Source organism: Tissierella simiarum, assembly GCF_018917865.1.
Taxonomy (GTDB): Bacteria; Bacillota; Clostridia; order Tissierellales; family Tissierellaceae; genus Tissierella_C; species Tissierella_C simiarum.
This window is the reverse complement of sequence record NZ_JAHLPM010000016.1, coordinates 55,226-76,663: the sequence shown is the minus strand read 5'-3', so window position 1 is coordinate 76,663 and position 21,438 is coordinate 55,226. Positions and strand designations below refer to the sequence as shown.

At 31.8% G+C, this 21,438-nt stretch carries 19 protein-coding genes and 1 pseudogene; 4 read left to right on the top strand and 16 right to left on the bottom strand.

Annotation, left to right across the window (positions count from 1 at the left end):
• Positions 1-88 precede the first annotated feature (88 nt).
• Both KQI42_RS16320 and KQI42_RS16315 read right to left on the bottom strand, forming a co-directional pair.
• Positions 89-346: a hypothetical protein gene (locus KQI42_RS16320; RefSeq protein WP_216521287.1), complete on the bottom strand. Its 258-nt coding sequence runs from the start codon at positions 344-346 to the stop codon at positions 89-91.
• Positions 339-782, bottom strand: coding sequence for a hypothetical protein (locus tag KQI42_RS16315; RefSeq protein WP_246566695.1), 444 nt, complete (start codon positions 780-782; stop codon positions 339-341). Before KQI42_RS16315 ends, KQI42_RS16320 begins: the two co-directional genes overlap by 8 nt.
• On the opposite strand from KQI42_RS16315, the gene KQI42_RS21875 reads away from it, so the two are divergent.
• The 3 genes from KQI42_RS21875 (at position 769) to KQI42_RS16300 (ending at position 2,023) form a co-directional block, all read left to right on the top strand.
• Complete coding sequence (locus tag KQI42_RS21875; protein WP_425519796.1) at positions 769-912, top strand: MerR family transcriptional regulator; 144 nt, start codon at positions 769-771, stop codon at positions 910-912. The two genes, KQI42_RS16315 and KQI42_RS21875, sit on opposite strands and share 14 nt — an antisense overlap.
• Before the next feature lie 400 nt (positions 913-1,312).
• Positions 1,313-1,480, top strand: a complete 168-nt coding sequence (locus KQI42_RS21870; protein WP_216521301.1) for a helix-turn-helix domain-containing protein — start codon at positions 1,313-1,315, stop codon at positions 1,478-1,480.
• A gap of 144 nt (positions 1,481-1,624) precedes the next feature.
• On the top strand, positions 1,625-2,023 hold the full coding sequence (locus KQI42_RS16300; RefSeq protein ID WP_216521284.1) for a metal-dependent transcriptional regulator: 399 nt from the start codon (positions 1,625-1,627) through the stop codon (positions 2,021-2,023).
• 251 nt (positions 2,024-2,274) lie between these two features.
• Here the strand turns inward: KQI42_RS16300 and helD are convergent, their stop codons facing one another.
• The 9 genes and pseudogenes from helD to KQI42_RS21865 form a co-directional block, all read right to left on the bottom strand.
• The gene (gene helD / locus KQI42_RS16295) at positions 2,275-4,572 is read right to left on the bottom strand and encodes an RNA polymerase recycling motor HelD (RefSeq protein ID WP_216521283.1); all 2,298 of its coding nucleotides are present in this window, start codon (positions 4,570-4,572) and stop codon (positions 2,275-2,277) included.
• A 396-nt stretch (positions 4,573-4,968) separates the two neighbouring features.
• A complete protein-coding gene (locus KQI42_RS16290) occupies positions 4,969-6,219 on the bottom strand; it encodes an agmatine deiminase family protein (protein WP_216521282.1) in 1,251 nt (416 codons plus the stop codon).
• A gap of 524 nt (positions 6,220-6,743) precedes the next feature.
• Positions 6,744-9,383, bottom strand: coding sequence for a cyanophycin synthetase (gene cphA, locus KQI42_RS16285; RefSeq protein ID WP_216521281.1), 2,640 nt, complete (start codon positions 9,381-9,383; stop codon positions 6,744-6,746).
• A 37-nt stretch (positions 9,384-9,420) separates the two neighbouring features.
• Positions 9,421-10,230 (bottom strand): cyanophycinase, encoded by an 810-nt coding sequence (locus KQI42_RS16280; protein ID WP_216521280.1) that lies wholly within the window; start codon positions 10,228-10,230, stop codon positions 9,421-9,423.
• Positions 10,231-10,245: 15 nt separating this feature from the next.
• Positions 10,246-11,391 carry a beta-aspartyl-peptidase gene (iadA, locus tag KQI42_RS16275; RefSeq protein WP_216521279.1) on the bottom strand — a complete coding sequence of 382 codons (1,146 nt, stop codon included), beginning with the start codon at positions 11,389-11,391 and terminating at the stop codon, positions 10,246-10,248.
• Positions 11,392-11,798: 407 nt separating this feature from the next.
• Complete coding sequence (locus tag KQI42_RS16270; protein WP_216521278.1) at positions 11,799-14,048, bottom strand: ABC transporter permease; 2,250 nt, start codon at positions 14,046-14,048, stop codon at positions 11,799-11,801.
• The gene (locus KQI42_RS16265; protein ID WP_216521277.1) at positions 14,048-14,746 is read right to left on the bottom strand and encodes an ABC transporter ATP-binding protein; all 699 of its coding nucleotides are present in this window, start codon (positions 14,744-14,746) and stop codon (positions 14,048-14,050) included. The genes KQI42_RS16270 and KQI42_RS16265 overlap by 1 nt, the downstream gene beginning before the upstream one ends.
• Position 14,747: 1 nt before the next feature.
• Positions 14,748-15,176 carry a hypothetical protein gene (locus tag KQI42_RS16260; protein WP_246566690.1) on the bottom strand — a complete coding sequence of 143 codons (429 nt, stop codon included), beginning with the start codon at positions 15,174-15,176 and terminating at the stop codon, positions 14,748-14,750.
• 30 nt (positions 15,177-15,206) lie between these two features.
• Positions 15,207-15,323, bottom strand: a pseudogene (locus tag KQI42_RS21865) (TetR/AcrR family transcriptional regulator); the annotation flags it as partial.
• Positions 15,324-15,777: 454 nt separating this feature from the next.
• Between KQI42_RS21865 and KQI42_RS16255 the strand changes: the two are divergent.
• On the top strand, positions 15,778-16,050 hold the full coding sequence (locus tag KQI42_RS16255; RefSeq protein ID WP_216521276.1) for a GNAT family N-acetyltransferase: 273 nt from the start codon (positions 15,778-15,780) through the stop codon (positions 16,048-16,050).
• Positions 16,051-16,164: 114 nt separating this feature from the next.
• On the opposite strand, the gene KQI42_RS16250 is transcribed toward KQI42_RS16255, so the two are convergent.
• From KQI42_RS16250 to KQI42_RS16230, 5 genes are all read right to left on the bottom strand, one after another.
• Positions 16,165-17,586, bottom strand: a complete 1,422-nt coding sequence (locus KQI42_RS16250) for a sensor histidine kinase (RefSeq protein WP_216521275.1) — start codon at positions 17,584-17,586, stop codon at positions 16,165-16,167.
• A 4-nt stretch (positions 17,587-17,590) separates the two neighbouring features.
• Positions 17,591-18,292 carry a response regulator transcription factor gene (locus tag KQI42_RS16245; protein ID WP_216521274.1) on the bottom strand — a complete coding sequence of 234 codons (702 nt, stop codon included), beginning with the start codon at positions 18,290-18,292 and terminating at the stop codon, positions 17,591-17,593.
• A gap of 134 nt (positions 18,293-18,426) precedes the next feature.
• Positions 18,427-19,251 (bottom strand): TraX family protein, encoded by an 825-nt coding sequence (locus KQI42_RS16240; RefSeq protein WP_216521273.1) that lies wholly within the window; start codon positions 19,249-19,251, stop codon positions 18,427-18,429.
• A gap of 459 nt (positions 19,252-19,710) precedes the next feature.
• A complete protein-coding gene (locus KQI42_RS16235; protein ID WP_216521272.1) occupies positions 19,711-20,298 on the bottom strand; it encodes a TetR/AcrR family transcriptional regulator in 588 nt (195 codons plus the stop codon).
• A gap of 5 nt (positions 20,299-20,303) precedes the next feature.
• Positions 20,304-21,095 (bottom strand): alpha/beta fold hydrolase, encoded by a 792-nt coding sequence (locus tag KQI42_RS16230; RefSeq protein ID WP_216521271.1) that lies wholly within the window; start codon positions 21,093-21,095, stop codon positions 20,304-20,306.
• Between the last annotated feature and the right edge of the window lie 343 nt (positions 21,096-21,438).

Sequence of the window (21,438 nt, the reverse complement as noted above, 5' to 3'; positions counted from 1 at the left end):
ATTTTTAAGTCGCAATGAAGAAGAACGCTAAAATTAGCGTTCTTCTATTATAAATTCTTTAAAGATATAGCTTTTTTCAATTAATAGATTACAAAGATTTTCGTAAATAGTCTGCTGTAATCGTTGTTCCGTTTTTCAATATATCCCGCGGTGTCCCTGTAAATACAACTTGTCCACCATTTTTTCCTCCCTCTGGACCAAGGTCTACAATCCAACCAGCAGCTCTTATAATCTGTTGATTATGTTCAACTACAATTACAGTGCTCCCAGAATCTACAATATGATTTAAAAGTGTAAGAAAATTTTCTACATCCAATGGATGTAATCCAGTCGTAGGTTCATCCATTATATATAAGCTGTTTTTCCCCATTATTAATAAGTTCTTTTGCTAATTTTAGACGTTGCCCTTCGCCACCAGATAAAGTTGTCAATGTTTGCCCAAGTTCCAGATATCTTAATCCTACATTTTGAAGTAGCTTTAGAATCCTTTCAATTTTAGGATATGTGTTAAAAACACATAACGCATCTTCAACAGACATTTTCAGAATATCCTTTATCGTATAACCTTTGTATTTTACAGATAAAACCTCGTCGTTAAACTGATTTCCACCACAGACCTGACAAATCACTTCTAAGTCTTTAAAAAACAGCATGTTACTTGTAACATATCTAAGCCCCTCGCAATTTTCACAGCGTCCTCCTTTTCTATTAAATGAAAAATGTTTAGCAGTTAGCCCCTTATTTCGTGCTTCTTCTAGTCCGCCAAAGATTTTTCTTATCAATGATATCAGTCAAGAAACTGGCGTTCCAGCAACTACGATTCGTTATTGGGATAAGGTTGGACTTATATCCTCCCAACGTTGTGCAAAGAACAACTATCGAATATTTACATCTAAACACATACAGCTCTAAGAAACTTCCGCTTTCTCCTTTAAGCATAAAGCTCAACACCATAAACCCTACAGCAATGGGAATCATACAAATCAAAGCCAGACGCCAATCAAAATACAGCATACTAGCTAGGAATGCTATAGGTGTTACGATAGCCTGTACTATATCAGGCAACTAATGGACTACAAATTTTTCTGTGCTTATTACATTTCAATCAGAAAACCTTCCTTTCCAGCGGATAATTTAATTGATAAAATCTCTTTTAATCATCTAACTTTCCTGATATACTATAATAAGTTAGTTTATTCTAATTTAATTTGTATCATATTCACTAGATACACTAGCGAAGATTGCATACATGAGCCATAATAAATTAACAGGTTCATTTAAAAAAGCCTACGGTCTAACTATAACAGAATAAATTCAGTCTCTACGTATAGAAAAAGCGAAGGACTTAATTTTAAATTTCAATCAAGAGATAGGAGAAGTTGCAAATGCAGTGGGATATAAGTTTCATGGTAGTTTTTCTGAAATGTTTAAACGAGCTACAGACTTTACACCAAATGAATTCCGAAAAAGTGCTTTTTAGTTTCTTATGTATTTCCAATTAATTATTAGATTTAAAAATGTTATGAGCTTTCAATTTTATTCCACATTCCGTGAATTTAGGTGTGTAAGTACAAAAAATTTATTGATTTTACATTAATCTTATAAAAGAAAGGGGTTTTATCATATGGAAAAGCTAACTTTCACTATGGAGAATTATCTTGAAGCAATATATGAACTTTCCGACAAAGATGGCGGAGCCAGGGTATCTGATATTGCTAAACGTCTTGGTGTTACAAAGGCCAGCACCAACAGTGCCATGGCTACACTAGCTGAAAAAGGATTGATCATAAATGAAAGATATAAGGAAATATTTTTGACTCCAGAAGGCAAAACTCTAGCGGAACAAACCTCCTATAAACATCATGTACTTCGTCGTTTTTTTATCGAGATTTTAAATATCGATCCAGAAATTGCAGATAAAGATGCTTGCTCCATAGAACATGTTATTAGCAATGAATCTGTTCTCGCTATGAAGAAATACTATTTAAAGTCTAATTCTCATCCAGATAAAACTGATCTGTAAGAAATTCATATTTACTGATTCGTTCGGCACAAAGGCAGCTAGCAATGTACTCTATAACTTGAGGTGAATATGATCTTTAGCATAAGCAACTGCTTTTATGTTTTGAACAAGAGAAAAGAGCGACCATCTGGTTGCTCATTCATGAATTCAATAAACTTTTCATAATCTTGTAAATACATCCCTCAAGGCATCTTATAATACTCTAGCATTATAATCTAAAACATCATATTTTATTGTTAATACTCAAGTCTTTATAAAGTATTAAAATAGTCGCTATCAATATCTAATAATATCGATGGCTCATTTTTATAATATATAAAAAGTTTATGCAAAGGTCTAGTTATTGAAACATATAACAATTTTATATGAAGTTCATCGGCAATATAATTGTCCTTTGAACAGTTAAACACTGTGACAGCATCAAACTCTAACCCCTTTGATAGATATGTTGGAATTACTACTATTCCACCTTCGTAAGAAGTATCTTTATCAGTAATTAAATGAATGTCGTCAGTAATAGCATTTTTTAATAATTGGTATACACCTATACTTTCTTGTGTAGTCTTGCATATTACAGCAATTGATTTATGCCCCTCCTCTTTAAGCTCCTTTATTCTTAAAGATATATCATTAACGATTTCTTCATCACTATTCTTTTTTATAATAAGAGGTTTATCTCCTGATCTTAACACAGGCTCTGCAAGAGTTATCTCCTCTTTTCTCCATTTCTTTATCACCTGATTAGCAAAGTTCATTATCTCCATTGTAGATCGATAACATTTTTTTAAATTTAATAGCTCTCTATCACAACCAACAAATACATTCTCCATTAACTCTTTCCAACTTCCTATACCCTTATATGAATGTATTCCTTGTGAAATATCTCCAACTATTGTAAAAGAATTATTACTGCTAAGTTGTCTTAATATATACATTTGAAGCTCACTATAGTCTTGCGCTTCATCCACTATTATATGATTATATTTTTCTTCTAAAGATAATCCTTCAAGTTTTAAATGAAGATACAGCAGTGCAGCTAAATCTTCCCTCTCTAACATTCCACTATCAAATATTTTCTTAGAATAATTACTTACAAATGCAATAAGGTCTCTGTCAAACTCTTTATCAGCATATAATCTTAATTTCTCATAATCTGATATTAAATCTTTATACAAGGTACCTATATCAAGATTCTGCCATTGATCAAAATATTGTTTTGTAGCTTTATCCACGGATTTTTTTAATTCCTGGTTTATTTTATCCCTTTCATCATATAATTTTATAAGCTCACTTCTAATAGACTCTATATCTTCTACAGAATCTTTTAAAAGATTCACCTTATTTTCATATTGATCGGAAATTTCCTTTTGAATACTTTTAACTCTATCTAACATATTGGATTCGATATATTTTTGTATTCTCTTTGACCGCGGTATAATAGGAAGGTATCTATAGTCTTTTTCATACATTTTCAGGACTTCATCGTATGAATATATAATAAAGCCATTGATTTTAAGATCAATTTTAGGAACAAAATTAGAAGATAAATGAGTAACATATCTATCTATTATATTCTTAAATATCATAGAGCCTTTAAAAAACGATGTCCACTGCAACTTTTCTCTGTATTCTTCTGATAACTTCTGATAATCTAATAACTGATAAAATTTAGTTTCAATATCTACTAGCTTATACTCTGCATCCAATAAAGACATTGCCATATCTTCAAATGTAGACTGTTTTATTTCTTCAACGCCTAAATCTGGCAGTACATCAGAAATATAGTTTAAGAAAAGATTGTTAGGTACTATGATAAGCAGCTTTTCAGCATTAAACACTTCCTGATAAGTATACATAAGGTAGGCTATTCTATGCAAAACTATTGTAGTCTTTCCGCTTCCTGCTACTCCTTGTACTATAAGGACTTTTTCTTTATCTGCCCTTATAATATCATTTTGTTCACTCTGTATAGTATTAACAATATCTTTAAGTCTATTATCTTTCTTTTCCCATAATGCTGTTTGAAGATACTCGTCCATAGGAGTAAGTCCTTTATCAAAAATATTAATTAACTCCTTTTTATCTATTTCATACTGCCTTTTAAGGCCCAAATCCCCTATTATTAGTCCTTCAGGTGCTTTATACATTACCTCTCCTATTTCACCGCTATAATATAAGCTTGCCATAGGAGCTCTCCAGTCAATAATAAGCATTTTGTTATCATTTTTCCTAGTTAAACTTGTTTTACCTACATAGAAGGTTTCATATTCAGCTTTTTCAAACTCTTTAAAATCAATCCTCCCAAAATACGGTTTATCTTCGGCCCTCTTAAGTTGATTAAGTTTCCTCTTATTGGATTCATGAATTGTAGTTTTTACAATAACATCATCACTATAATTACCACCTACTGATCTTTTAAGTTTTGATAATTCTTCATCCATTTTCTCTACTTCATCTGCAAGATAATCTATCTCCCTGTCCATACATTTACAAGTATCCTCTAAATATCTTCTCTCCTCATCAAATGCTGGATGTTTTTGAGCCTGCATAAAACTTACACCTCCAATATAAAATTATGAATATAAATAAAAAAAGAACATTTATGCGGTGAAATGACAGTATATTAATACTATACAATATGGAAGAAAAAATAAAGTCCCTCATATTAACAAATACATGGCACTATTATATAAGAAAAGTATTAAATTACTTAATCTATATATCTCTTAATATCTCAAATTATTTCTTGCATGTTTAGCATTTTTAGAGTATAATATAATCAGAAAAAGAAAAAAGGTTATTTCTCTAGAGAAATAACCTTTTTTCTACATTATGTAAACCAATATAGGTTTTTTGACTCTTTTTTCATTATCCGCAATAGAAATACATAGAAACAGTGTGCCAGGTTTGAATAGCAACTTAAAGACTTTCACCGGTTAATAAAGCTAATCTCCAGGCATATGCTGAGTTATACAATGGATTCCACCTCCCCAAAGATTCAAGTTTTCGGCATCAATACCAATAATATCGCGTCCGGGGAATGCATCGCGTAATATGTCTTTGACACTATCTTCCGTTTGTTTTAGTTCACTGGATAAGCCCGGCTTCCAATAAGTCTGCATAATCACTGCACCGTTTGTGACAGCATAATTCAAGTAGCTTCGTATAGGTATTTTTCCTATATCATTTGGTTTCTGATAAATTGTAGGGGGCATTGGAACCCTTATGATATGAAACGGTTTCCCATCCTGGTCTGTCGCATTCCGAAGAATATTATAGTTTTCTTCAAGTCGTAAATAAGACTCACGGGAAGCTTCATTTACATACCTGTCCCCTGGCAGGATCTGAGCTAAAAGTATTGTATTAGGATCTGTAAAACGCGCTATTTCATTGATATGTCCACTTGTAATATGATCATCCTCAGCCAGCCCTTTTTTTAACCAGATGATTTTTTTTACTCCGAGAACTCTTTTATATTCATCCTCAATTTGCTGCTTTGTCATTCCAGGATTACGTTTGAGAACCACCGATTCTGTTGTCATTAATGTCCCCTGGCCATTTGACTCTATGGCACCACCTTCAGAAACAAGTTTTGTGTCGATCACCGGTAATTTGCATAATTGAGCGACGAGTTTATCTACCTGACCCTCCACATTGACATAATCCTGACTGCCATTTCTGCTGTAGTTGTTGAAACCAAAGTCCACTACGTTCAGCTTATTTTGGCTGTCTTTCACGAAAATAGGCCCAACGTCTCTTGTCCATATGGATAAATGGTTAATTACGTAAAAATGAATGTTTGTACCGGAGTAACCACTGTTTTTAAGCACGTTTTCGATTTCGGTGATTTCATAATTATTGCGTACCATGACATTAACTCTAATATACGGCTCAAGAGCCTTCATAATATTAATGATAACAGGATTTACAGGGTGGTCGCCTTGATTATATACTTCTGACGGCCACTGCATCCAGATAGCTTGCTGCTTTTCAAACTCGGCCGGAAATCTGTATGTGGTAAGCTCACTCTCTTCATTTAATTCCTGTTTAATATACTGATTCTCACTTTTATTATTTATGTTATTTTTAATATTTTGGTTGTTTCTACTATTTTGAGTATAATTCCATACTCCTGCCACCAGCAGTACAAGTGCACAAATAGAAGCCAATGCAATCGTTGAATATCGTTTTTTCATTTTATTCCTACCTTGAATACATTTTTTTATTAGTATACCTATTTTTACAGTTTATTAACCTATTATCTATTGTATATAATAGGTTAATAAATAGAGAGGCCGTTTTAATGTATTATATCTATTATTAATAAAAGATTTATATGATTATTTTATTGTTGCATATAAAATAGGTAGAAAGCAAAATGTCGGTCTTGTTATGGAAACAATTAAACTTGCAAAAAAGAAATCCTATAGAAGAATTTCTAATAATCAATATTTATAGAAGTTATTATATTCTTATAAATGGAATATCACATAGTAATTTTATAAAAATTCATTATTAAACAAGACGTTTTTTATTTCTGCGTAAAGGTATACTTTCCTTGTATCTCTCAATCATTCATATTTTAGACATAGTTAAAGGAAGGATTAGAAACTGTACCCTTCCTTCTATACCATATATACATCCGTGCATTTGAGAAGTATTCAACCACATATTTTAAACCAAATGCTCTCAAGTTTTTTACTAAAAAAATAGCAACTTACTAACCTAGCATTGAGAAGATCACATCATTTTTATTTAATTCCTCATCTTGTAATTGAGTGATTAAGTTTATAGCTGGAGTGAATTCTTCATAAAATAGTGTAATAAAATCCCCATCCTTAGATTCAGAAACTGCAGTTTTTAATGCTTCAATTTCTGATGGCACAATTTTAATGTTATCAGCATTAAAATTAGCACTTAATAATCCTTTATAAAGTATATTAGCCACCTCACCTGGTTTTCTTCCTCTTAAAGCCATATCCTCTTTTATATATACTTTCGAGAAAATTTCAGAACATTTTACTCCTATATTAAAAATTTGTTCATCTAATCTATCACCTGGTACTCCAATAACACCAATGGATCTAGAAACATTTAGCTTACTTATAAATTTTCCAACCTCTTCATATCCTTCAATATTATGGCCATAATCTACCATCACTTTTCTATTTCTTAGTTCAAAAATATTAAATCTACCTGGATTCATATTTACATCAGGTTTAAAGGTCTTTAATCCCTCTCTAATAATATCTAGTGGTGTTCCTAAAGCATATAAAGCACTAGATCCTGCAAGTACGTTTTCTATATTACATTCTAATATCCCATTAAATGTGATTGGAACACTATTTAAGTCAATAAGTTTGATTCTTTGAGAATTATCATATACATATATACTATCATCTTCTACACATAATGCAATTTTCCCTTCTTTAATGTGTTTAATTAAAATTTCATTTTTATGAGTTTTAGAAAATAAAATTAAGTTTCCACTTGCTCTATTAATAAAATATTCAATCATTTTATCATCAGCATTTAGTACAGAATAGCCATCAGGTTTTACTGCTTCTAAAACTAAACTTTTTGCAAAAGCTAAATCTTCAATGCTTTCTATACCATCAAGTCCAATATGATCATCACCAATATTTGTTAATATCCCCACATCTGCAACATCATAACCTAAACCTTTCCTTATAAGTCCTCCTCTTGCTACCTCAAGTAATGCAATATCTATCTCTTTAGAACTTAATACATTTCTTGCACTCAAAGGTCCTGTATTATCTCCTTTTAATATGCATTTATTGTCAATATAAATTCCACTTGAAGTTGTCATTCCAACCTTCTTTCCAGATAACGAAAGGGAATGACCGATCAATCTTGTAGTTGTAGTTTTACCATTTGTTCCAGTCGTAGCAATAATAGGAATAGAATACGGAGTACCTTCTGGATAAAGAAAATCTAAAATATCAGAAGCAACATTAATACTATTACCTATAGTTGGATATAAGTGCATACGGAGCCCTGGAACTGCATTAACTTCTATTAATGCACCCTCACATCCTGTGATAGGCTTTGATATATCTTTAGTAGTAATATCAATTCCAGCAATATCTAAACCAATAATTTTAGCTGCATCTACAGCAAGCTTTATATTATATGGATGAATATCATCTGTACATTCCACAGCACTTCCACCTGTACTAATATTTCCATTCCCTCTTAATTCAACGATTTGTCCTACTTCTGGAATTGAATACTCTGTTAAATTATTTTTCTCTAAATAATTTAATGCTATTTCATCAAGTCTTATTTTAGTTTGAGGTTTCTCATGACCATATCCTCTTAATTCACTTGTATTTTCTATGTCAACTAATTCCCTAATAGTGTGGATTCCATCTCCAATTATTTTTGGTGCTCTTCTCTCAGCAACTGCACATACTTTGTCTTTAACTACAAGTAATCTATAATCTTTTCCCTTTATATATTTCTCCACTAATACACTGTTACTATATCTTATTGGTATCCTAAAATTATCTTCTAGCTCTTTTGGTGAACTAACATTAAGAACAACTCCTTTGCCTTGATTCCCATCTAGAGGTTTTAAAACAACTGGATATCCAATTTCTCTAGCAATTCTTAATGCTTCATCTATTGTGTTAGCTATGTCTCCATAAGGAACAGGAATATTATTTTCCATAAGGAGTTGTTTAGTTAATTGTTTATTACAAGAAATATCTATGGATATTCCACTGGTTGAATCGGTTAAAGCAGCTTGAATTCGTTTTGAATATTTTCCATAACCGAGTTCTAGAATGCTTTCATCTCCCAATCTTCTTACTGGTATTCCTCTTTTTTTTGCTTCATCAAAAATAGCTCTAGAGCTTGGACCTAATTCATAACGTTCCTTAATTCTATTTAGGTTATCTAATATATTATCCAAATCAATATTTTCATTTCTTATAATACTCTCAATGATATTAATTGACTGTTTAACACATTCAATAGCTACATTTTTATTATCATATTCAATTATCATGTTGTATAAAGAAGGACTTTCTTTTACTCTAGTTTTACCAAAAAACACTTCATATCCTAGTATTGCTTGAAGCTCCAGAGTCAAGTGTTCAGCAACATGTGCAAAATATGTTCCTTCCCTAATTCTTTCAATAAATCCACCATATTTTCCAAGACCACAATGATGCTCTATTAAATTTGGAAATAGGTCTAATAAATGATCATTAAAATTATCAAATTCTATTGTGGTTTTATCGCTTAAATCTTCAAGATCGATTAATATCTTGATTACAGATTTATGACTGTATATATTTCTTCCACTAAACACCTTTATGTCTATAATCCTCAAGATTCATTCCCTCCTACTTTATCTTGCAAAGCATAGATTAGTATGATCTAAAAACTTCTCTATTTTTTAAATCGAAACTGTATCCTTCTGGCAATACATGTAATATTACATTTGTTATTGCTAGAACTTCATCTGGTTTAAGTTCAGAAATATTAGAACTTTTAATAGATTTACCATCAACAATAGTTACTGAATTTGTCCCAAACACATCAAAAGTATTGTCTGAATACACAATTATCGAAGTATCCTCATCTATTCCAATTCCTAAAATGTCTGGATTTTGTGCTACACCCCAAATTAAGCGTCCAATTCTTCCTCTTTGAGCAAAATGTTGGTCAATTATTGTATTATTTAATAAATTTAAACCTGGTGCAACCTTTAGAATACACTTTCGTGGTGGTTCATTGCTATCACCTTCAACTATCATAATGTTACTCATTGCAGAAGCTCCAGCACTCGTTCCAGCTATAACTCCACCGTTTAAATAGCACTCCAATAGAGCTTCTCCTGCCTTAGTTCCTCCAATTATGCTAGTGATTCTTAGTTGATCTCCACCAGTGAAAAAAATTCCGTCAGATTCTCTTATTTTTTCAATATATCCATTATCATTAGCATCATCTCTACTATCTATATTTAATATATCAATATTAGTCATGCCCAGTTCTTCAAAAACTTTGCGGTAATTATCTCCGACAGAATCTGGCTCTTTAGTTGCTGTAGTTAACACTAAAAGTTTTGAATCGTCATGCTCTAAAAGTTTAGTAAATTTCTTAAGTATCGTCTTTTCATCCTTTTTGTCTTCTGCTCCACCTATTATCAGGAGAACACCTTTTTTATCTGATTGCATGCATAACCTCCATAATTAATTAATATAACTTTCAAACTTACCTTTTCTAATTATTTTGCCATCTTTCATAAAAATTTTTCCACCTATAATCACAGTATCTATATTAAGTGTCTTTTTATCTAAAACAAGAATATCAGCGTCACTTCCAACTTTAATAGTACCCTTTTCAGGGTAAATTTTTAGAAATTTAGCTACATTTACTGTTGCAGTTTTTAAAACAGATGTCATATCTATTTTTTTTTCAATAATACAGTCTCTCATATCATTAAACAATTGAGACATCTTACATATGCCATTACCCATATTGCTGCCATTGCCATCTGAAGATACTGTTACATTATCTAAGTTTTTATTATTTCTTATAAGTTTTTCTATTGCATCAGGCAAACTATATCCATTTTCTGAAGACTCACCTGCAGTAATATCAATAAATCCTCCCATATCAAGAAATTCCATGCCTTGTTCAAAAAGTTTCTTATTTCTATTTATATGAGTTGGAATAAACATATCAATTGGAAAATCAGATTCTTGAATTAATCTAAATAAAGGCTTTATGCCTTCTTTACCATCTCCAACGTGAATATGGACAATTCCAGCCTTTCCTCCTATTAAACCACCTTTCCTTGCTTCACTAGCAAGCTCTTTCAACATTTGAAGATTAGGATGTGATGATCTATAATCAGATAAAGCAATCTCACCAACACCTATTACTTTATCTATAAGAGATATATCATTAACTACTTTCCCTGTTAAAGTCGACGTAGGAATAGAATAACTTCCTGTATAAATATATGATGTAATACCCTCAATTTGGAGTGCATTAGCTTTTGCTAATAGATTTGATATATTTCTTGTAATACTATCAAGTCCTAAGAGCCCTACTACTGTAGTGACTCCAGCATTAACAATTTCACTTAATTGTATTTCAGGAATTCTACTAACTGGACCTTCCTCGCCGCCTCCTCCAATAATATGAACGTGCTGGTCAATTAAACCAGGGATAATTATCTTATTAGTACAGTCAATAACTTTTGTATCCCATAGTTTCTCTTTAGAAATTTCATCCTCGACTCTATATACTTTATTAAATGCAATTAAAATATCTTTTTTACCTATACTTTCAGGAGTATAACAATCTCCGCTCTTAAGTAATATAAACATAAATACTCTCCTAATTTTCACTAAGCTATTTCTAGTATTACCACATAATATAAAAAAATACTAAATGTATTAAATCCTTTGGTATTGAATTAAATAAGCAGTAATCAAAATTTTTTTCTCTTTTTAAGGTAAGAAAAAAACTCATAAGACGAAGCTTATGAGCCAAAATCAAGTGTTTATTTTTAATTAAGCAAGATAAAAATTAATTATTATAGGATTACACTTTAAGCACATAGTCGTACTTGATGTTAGTATAATATTGTAGACACAAACCAGTCCAAGATAACTATAATAAATATTACAATATTTCTTTATTAATAAAAGCATTCCTTAAAGAATACGAAATTAGGTTTGAGGCTGCAATCCTTTTACTGCAGCCTCAATGGAAACTGGTACAAATACTTTTTCTATTCCGTTCCTGCTTTTAGTGCCTCGCTCATAGAGACTGCGTTCACCTTCTTTGTACATAGCAGTTTGCTAAGCTGATAGGTTAGCATGATGGCAACAAAGCAGACAAACACATAAAGCGGATTAATAATCGTTGGAAGCACTAAATTTATCATAGAACCAAGATAACCGTACATTACGCTCATTGACGCCGCCATAACAGGAATGCTAATAATAAATCCGGTCAATATGACAAAGGTCGAGCTGTTTAATATCAAGGACTGAATTTCGCGGCGTCTATAGCCGAATATCTTAAAAAGCGAGATGGTATTTTTATTTTCTTCGATAATCAACGAGGTTACAAGATAAATGATAATCAAGCCTACAGCACAGGCGATAAGGGTCATAACCATCACCATGGAAATCATCGGCCCAAACAGTTCATCTATGGCATTCGCAGTCTCGCTTAGTGACTTTGTTCCTGAAAGTTGCTCATCGGGAATATCAAGTTTTTTCGTGCTCCAGAGTCCCGTGTAACTGTTTTCAGGAAATCCCAGCTGTGTGTTAAACTCATTAATCGGCATAAAGATAAACTGCTCCACATAGGAATCGGCAACAGCGTCTATATGAAAGGTGTACGACTTCCCATCCTGCTTGTTTATGAAACTTACGTTGTCGCCCGCCTTAATACCCAATCGTTCTGCTAAAGGCTTTGTAATGTTTGTCTGGTCATTGGGAAGCGGATTACCCTTAATATCCCTAAGCGTCAAAATTGTCGACCCTGGCTCTACGCCGGTTATATAAAACTCAATTCCTTCGTTGTTTTCAGAATAAAACTTTCCGGCTGAAAAAATATCTGCCCCTTCCGACGCCTCACCAAATTGCGTGTTCTTAAAGACGTATTCGTATTCAAACTGGTAGGTGTCCGATATACTGTTTTTGAATACATAATCCATCGAGTTCATAATTGTAAAGCCTAAGAGCATGAGTACGGAGGCGCTGGTAACACCTAAAAATAGGAATAGGAGCCGTGGAATGCTTCTCAGCTGCTCCCGCAGTTTAAATTTTGTGCTGAATTTTAACCTTTCCAGTTTAAAAATACGTTCTATGATATTCACCCCGTTTTTTTGTTTTTCGCCTTTCATAAGCTCCGCAGGAGAGCGTTTCAATTCCGAACGTATAACGAGATAGCTGCTTATGCTCAAAAACAGCACGGGTGTCAGTATTCCAATTAAGGCATTCCAAACGCTCAGATCAATGTGAGTTACGGGAACATTATAATATGAAACCATTGCCATAACTGATGGGGCAATTGACGGTAGCGCTAACACACTCCCTATGACTCCTCCTGCAATAGCGAGAAGCAGAGGAATAGCCATATAATGGCGCATTAACTCACGCCTCCGATAACCTTGCGCGTAAAGTGTCCCTATAATTACCGATTCATGGCGAATCATACGCCATATCATAATGCCGATAATTAAACAGCACAAAAGAAACATTGCCGCCGGCAGTGGTATGCTCATCGTCTTTAAACCGGTTATGGACGCCCAAGCCATTCGTGCACGTTTATTGTTCATAATGTCAATCCACTCGGATTCTTTTATGCCTTCTTCATGTAACAGCTTACGAAGCCCAGCTGCTTGTTTATTAATGCTCTGCGTCCTGTCATTAAACCTAACGGAATAAATGCCCACGACTTTGTCTATGTCTGCAAAATCCTCACGCTTTATAACACCTATACCAAAATTATCAGGTGAAACCAAGATATCGTATACATTTTTTAACGGATAAATATAGTGAGGCAGGGATACAAATCCTACGACAGTGAAGGTTTTTCCTGCTGCACTGATACTGCTTCCCATTGAATAGCCATTAGCTTTGGCAAAGGCAGGATCAAGCAATATTTCTCCTGGACCAGAAAGCGCCTGCCCTTCTATAACAGCCGGGATGTTGAGTTTTTGTGTTTCACTGAGCAACCGTAAGGTAAGTGAGTCAGATAGGGTGGCATCAAAGCTCATGTATTCTTCGATTATGGCGTCAACTTTTTCCTCTAATTTTACGCTATCCATAATAGCCTTGTCGGTTGAAAAAGATAGATCTTCCTGCATATGCTCCTCTGTAAACGTGGTGACCAAAGTATCGAGATTCTGAGAAATTCCCGCCGCCACAATAAACGTATAACTTCCAAGGATAATAAGCACAAGAACACCAATGTATCGCAGGGTGTTCTCTTTAAATATCCGAAAAACTCTCTTATTTAGTGCCATTACCATTCAATCCTTTCCGCTGGAACAGTTATCTGATTAACTGTATCTTCTGCAATTACACCACTTCTGAGCTTAAATACCCTGTTAGCCATAGCAGCAATCGCAGCATTGTGGGTTATCATCAAAATAGTAGTTCCGTATTTTTGATTCACCTGTTGCAAGAGCTTTAAGATACTACGGGACGTAAGATAATCGAGCGCACCAGTTGGTTCATCACAAAGAAGTAGCTTTGGATTCTTGACAATTGCTCTGGCAATAGAGACTCGCTGTTGCTCACCACCACTAAGTTCTCTAGGGAAGCGATGTTTTTTATCCTGCATTTCCACTGCCGCTAAAACTTCATCAATGTTCAAAGGTGATTTACTGATGTTGGAAACGACCTCAATGTTTTCCTCGACTGTAAGATTGGGAACCAAATTATAGAACTGGAAGACGAAACCGATGTTCTCACGTCTGTAATCAGTCAGCTTATCATCGTTTAAATTATTGATCTCGATTCCATCAACGGCAACCCTACCACTATCACCGCGGTCAATTCCGCCAAGGATATTCATCAAAGTGGATTTACCTGATCCTGATGGTCCAAGGATAATACCTATTTCCCCTTTTTCCAACTTCATGTCGATCCCCTTCAAAACATTCGTTGTAACCATGCCCGATTTGTAGCTTTTTTTCAAGTTTGAAACATCAATAAACATACTATTGTTCCTCCTCTTTATAAAAACAACGCTTCATAATATTAAAATATTCGTCCCATTCATCGAGCACTTCCATGCCGATGTCTTCAAAAGAATTCACTTTATCTCTTTGCTGTTCTGCAAAACTCAGTATCGTCCAGTTAATAATATTAATGGTTTTTTCAATATCAATATCTTCACGGAATTTTGTCCAATCAATATTTTTATAACCTCTTTCTAAACCGTTTGCAATGAGATCTTTATATAATTTATTGATTTCAGATTTCACTTCAGCAGCATTCTCGTGGGTTGCAGACTTAAGAAAATTAAATGCTTGAGGAAACTTTTTATAAATTTTAAATTTAACTAATCCGATTGCTTTCATTTTTTTAAAAATATCAGTTTCATTCCAATCTACTTCATCGTAGATTTTATTAATCACCTCAACCACATAATCAAGTAAGAATAAATACAGTCCCTTTTTGCTGTTAAAATAATTGAATAATGATCCTTTAGATATTTCTGCTTCCTTAATAATATTATTTGTAGAAGCCTTTTCATAGCCACTTTGTGCAAACTCTTTAAGGGCTGCATTAATAATGCGTTCTCGTTTCTCCGGTTCTAAACTATAAAATTTCGAATAAATGATAACCGCCTCCTTTCTTTATTAGTTTGTTGATATAAACAGCTAAATGACCACGTCGGTCACTTCTTATTATATAATAAATGACCAATATGGTCAACTTGTTTTTAACGCTTATTTTTTTAAGTATAACTGAATGAGAATGCCGGGGAATCCTCTCAACAAAGCACTAACAGTGTATTTGCAAAGCTACCTTGCCGAAGTCAGTTTTACTCGAGTTGCAAAAATGAAAGAAAAGTTGTCGGCGTGATTATGGGACGAGCAAAAAGCGACTATAAATATCTATCACATTTCCATCATGTTTTATCTGTAGGATATCACTATATAAAAGTGTCATTTTAAGCACTTAGGTATAAAACTAATATTGCTGATTACAAAAAAGTTCAAAACACTTATAATTGACTGATAAGTGATAAAAAGAATGATTTTGATGGTTTCACTTACGCTGTTTGCCGTTATAGAAGAGTGCCGAGGACTGGGTGTTGGAAAAACATTGATTTCTTATCTTGATGAGTATCTGAAAGAACATAACACACATAACATCTATTTATACACGGACTCAGCCTGTAATTATGGTTTTTATGACAATCATGGATTTGTACAGCTAGGTGAAGAAAACTGCAAATCACCCGTGAAAACAAGCCAAGCACACTTGAAGTATTTCTATACGGTTACACCATAAAATAAATACGGAAATAAAAAAGGCATCGAGTCGCATCTATGATTCAATGTCTTTTTTATTATAAATCATTCTAAATTTATTCATCTTATATTATATGTTCTTATCTCCTATACTTTAATGCAGATTAAATAAGATTATGGTAAAGATAGTTCCTTTTTGCAATTGGCTTTCCATTTCTATTTTCCCACCATGGATTTTAATTATATCATTAGCAATTGCTAAACCAAGTCCAGATCCTTCTTGATTTGTATTTGTTCCTCTATAGTATCTATTAAAAATATTTTCCATATCTTTTTTGGCAATTCCTTTTCCATTATCCTCTATTTTTATAATTGTTTTATTCTTTATCTTTTCCACAATAACATCTATCTTAACATCTTGATTATTATGTGATATTGCATTGAGAAGGATATTATTTATTGCCCTTTTAAATAGAACAATATCAATATTATTTTCAATTATTTCTCTACTAGATATAAAATGGATATTTTCATTTTTATTATTGGGATTATTTAAAATATCTACTATAATTTCTTTTATTAATTTTACTAAGTTTACTTTTTCTAACTTTAATTTAATATCTTTATTTTTTAATCTAGTACTCAAATGTAAGTCTTCTACCACTTCTTTTATATACATAGATTTATTTTCTATTATCTCAGCATATTCTTTTATCTCTTCTTTTGTTATATAATAATCACTACCTAAAAGTTCTGAGTAGCCCTTTATTGAAGATAGAGGAGTTTTTATATCATGAGAAATATTAGAAATCCATTCTTCCTTCATTGTATCTATTTTCTTTCTTTCCCTATTATTTGACTCTAAAGATAATGCAAGATTATTAATATTTGCATACACATCTTTATATATACCTTTTTCTTTTAAATCTATGTGGTATTTTCCCTCCGATAGTTTAGATATTCCTTCCACTATTTCATCTATTGGTTTTATAAGTTTTGTACTAAAATATAATCCAAATAAAGAGGCTATTATTATATCTACAAACAAAACAATCAATAATATATATGCAAGGCTTGAAGCAAGCTGGTCTTTATTATATATTAGTACATTTTTTGAGATTAGTTCAAGAGGAAATCCAATTAAATAGCTATATTCTAGGCCTGCAATATTAACATTTCCGATAAACATAGTAGAAGGTTTCGAGTATTTATAATAGTCTATAATTTGAAAAGGAGTATATTTAGTTGGATTTGTTTCTACTTTTTTATAGTTGTAAACCTCTTTGCCATTTCCATCTAATATTTGAATCCAAGCATTATTTGAATCTAAGGATAATTTTCCTTCGTTAGTTATAAAAAAACTTCCATTTTCATATTGAATATTTTCTGAAAAATCCCTAACATATATTTGCGGATCAAGATATTTATGTCCAGTAGAATTGTAGCCTAAAAATTTAAAATCATATTTTGCTCTTAGAAAGAGAAAACCAAATAAAGATATTATATTAATAATAACGACAACTGCAATAATTAGTATGATACTTATAATAAAATTAAAAGTAAGTTTTCGTTTCATAACGTTAATCCCCTGTTGTAAACTTATAACCTAATCCCTTAATTGTTAATATATATTTTGGATTAGACGGATTATCCTCTATCTTTTTTCTTAGTCTTCTAATATGTACCATTATAGTATTATCATCACCAATATATTCTTCACCCCAAACCTTATCATATATTTGTTCTTTGGTTTTGATTTGGTTAGGATTTTTAGCTAAATATTCTAATATTTTTAACTCCTTTGGTTTTAAATCTATTATTGTGCCATTTTTAGATAAAGTTCCACCACTTATGTTCATAACAAAGGGTCCAATTTCAAAATTTTCGTCTTTTGAAAAGTTTTCCATATAAGAACTCCTTCTTAAATGAGCCTTTACTCTATATGCTAATTCTTTTGGACTGAAGGGTTTTGTTATATAATCATCCGCTCCCAATGAAAACCCTAAAATCTTATCTAACTCCTCTGATTTTGCCGATAAAAAAAGTATTGGTATATTAGATTTTTCTCTTATATATTTACATATCTCATAGCCCTCCATGTCTCCAAGCATGATATCAAGTATAACTAAATCAGGGCTTATTTTATTAAATAAGTGTAGACCTTCATTCCCATTAAGACTTTTGTATATTTTTGTAAATCCCTCTTTCTTTAGAACTGTTCCTATTAAGTTCACTATATCCTTTTCGTCATCTATAATCAAAATTTTCTTATCTAGCGACATATAAAAACTACTCCTTCCTTATTTATGAAACAACTTATATAAATTAAATATAATTATATAATAAAAATACTGCCCCTACTATATTTTTCAATAGGTGCAGTATTAATATTCATATTTATCATTTAATTTTTAATTTACCTAGTCAACATATAATAAGAAATCATATGGAACAGGTATATATGGGCTGGATAAAATATATAAAATAGATATTTCATACCTCTACCTTTTTCTCCATTATATAAATACATTAATGGTGCAGCAAATATCATCATCCACTGAAAGTTTGTATACAGAAGGCTTTGTATACTAAAATCTCCTGATAATAGCATAATAACAATGCACATTATAATATAACTAATTACCTGTTTAGTTTTATTATCTCTGAACAAATATAGAACTATTCCAATAGCTATAAATACAATACCTCCTTCAGTAAATAGTGGCATTGGAATCAACAACATAAATATACGAATAAATGAAAAGGGAAGATTACTTATACTTATCATAATAACAGAACTTAATAGTATAGGAATTGCCAAGAATCCTATTCCTAATAATACTTTAGATATATTTTTATCCTTAAAGGCACCTCTTAAAAAATCTACTATTGAAAGATAGATTACAATAAGAAATAATGTTTTAAACATACTACTCATTATTATTATACTATCTGGTCTTGGAAAAAACTTATCCAATAAATCATTCCCTATAGACATAATTAACTGTGCTATATAAAGTCTAATCATATATTTTTTCTTGTTTCTTGTATAATAATAACCTTCAACTGTCATAAATATAAATAATGGTGCCACTATCCTACCTACCCATCTAAACTGTATAGGAACGTTTTTACTGTAATTTAAATAAGCATGAATATGATCAAATACCATTAGTATCATAGCTATTATTTTTATTTGAAAACCTGTTAATCCTTTTTTAACTTCTATTTTTTCTTCCATTTAACCTTCTAGTTTTATATCTGTAAAACTAGATTTCACCTCCTCTATTTTATCAATTATAAAATATATTATAGTACTTCATCCTTAATTGGTTATGAAATAAACCTTACATAAACCTTAACTTCTTATTTTTCAAATAATATTTTCTCAATTACTTTAGATCTGTATCCTCACCTTTATCATATCTAAGAATTTTTTATGATTAGCTCTTATTTTCCCCTGCTTAAATTGTCTCCTAATTCTTTTCGTTTTCTTATATAGTTTAGGTAATATAATATATTTCTTGCAAACCTTAATATAGATTTAGTTATTATCCTTTCTTTCTGTATAAAATAGACCCCCTAACTAAAATTTCCCCAAATCTAAGTTTGGGGAAACATAAAATACAAATCTATTTTAATTTACAATTCCTTCAATCTATATTTATAAATTTTTTGATAATATTTTTATTATATTCTTTTAAACATTTTTCCCTATTCCATTCCAAAGCATATCCCCAAGACGTTTTGCCTCCATTTTTGGGTCGATATCCTCATCTTTCATTATAAATTCACCCATTCGCTGCCCTAAATATGCTTGATATACAAATGTTACATCTTCAACACTAATTTCTTCCCTAAACTCACCTGAATCTTTCCCCATTTTCGCAGCTTTATATACCTGTTGGAAGTTTTGTTCTCTCCAATTAATAAGCTTTGAAGATAATTTTTCTGACATTACTGGTGTAGCTTGAAAGAGTATTCTATATATATCTTTGTTTTCCCGTATTTTCTCAATCAAATCCTCTGCAAAATACTCAAGCTGTTCTCTACATGTATTTCCTCTAAATTTAATTTCTCTAGATTCAAAAGATACTCTTTCAACCAATGCAATTAAAATATCTTCCTTACTTGAATAATATTCATAAAGTGTCGTACGTGCTATGTTACACGCTTTAGCTATATCTTCCATTACAATTAAATTATATTTACCATTGGAAAACAATTTAAATGCTTCATCCAATATTTGTTCCTTTCGCTCATCTGCGGATTTCCTTACTTTTGTCAATGTTATCACCATCCAATTTTATTAAGAAAGTCACCTAAAATCTCATCAAATATCTCTCTTTGACAAAGGTTTGTTGGATCAAATGAATTATCAACTATTCTAAGATTAGATCCTGAAATTACTCCCATTGATCTCTCCATATATCTTATTCCAACCTTTGTTCCATTCCCTACAATGCCAAGCGCAGGACATTTCACTCTGCTTAAATAATCAGTATAATTTACAGTGTTTATTGCTAACCTTTGCAAAACAGTCTCATTTTTCCTCATATTTTTAATTATATCTATAAGATGCTCTTGTGCCAATGGCCATTTCTTGTACTGAGCTTTTATAGCAGGTATAAGCCATGATGAGGGCAAATAGTATGTCCACAAGGATATATATTGAGATACCATAATAAATAATTCGGTAGCTCCTACAATCTTTGTATCACTAAAAGAATCTACTATAACAATGGCTTCTACAAGTTCAGGATACTTCAGTACAAAATTATATGTGAATACTCCTCCATAAGAGACTCCACAAATTACAACTTTGTCTATACTAAGAGATTTAAGAAGTGCAGCTATATCATCACACTGCCTATCAAGCACTGTTTTTACAGGACCTGTAAGTCTACCTGATCCTCCATTTCCACGGGTATCCGGACATATAACACGATGAGTTTTACTGAAAGTCTCAATTTGAGGCTCAAACATTACATGTGTTGCCCCAAGACCATGGATGAAAACTAGCGGCTTTCCTCGTCCCTCATCAGTATAATATATTGACGTATTATTTATATTAGCAACTGGCATATTATTTTCCCCCTATATAAATAAAAGTATTTTCCCGACGAACTGTCGGCATTTGAATTATATCCGACACACTGTCGGAAGTCAAGATTAAAAAATTATTATAGAGAAAATTTCAGGCTATATATTTTATTCACATAGCTTTCAAATTTGGAATATTATGTAGTATGATAATTTAAGATAGGAAAAAATGCTGTATGTCCACAAAAATGAATCCTAAATAATTAAAAATTTGCTTTACTAGGAAAATTGAATACGATACAAGCCTAATGATCCAGGGCATAAGCCATAATATTATCCCTTTCATTTCCACATTTATACAGATACATGCAACAATATTACTAAC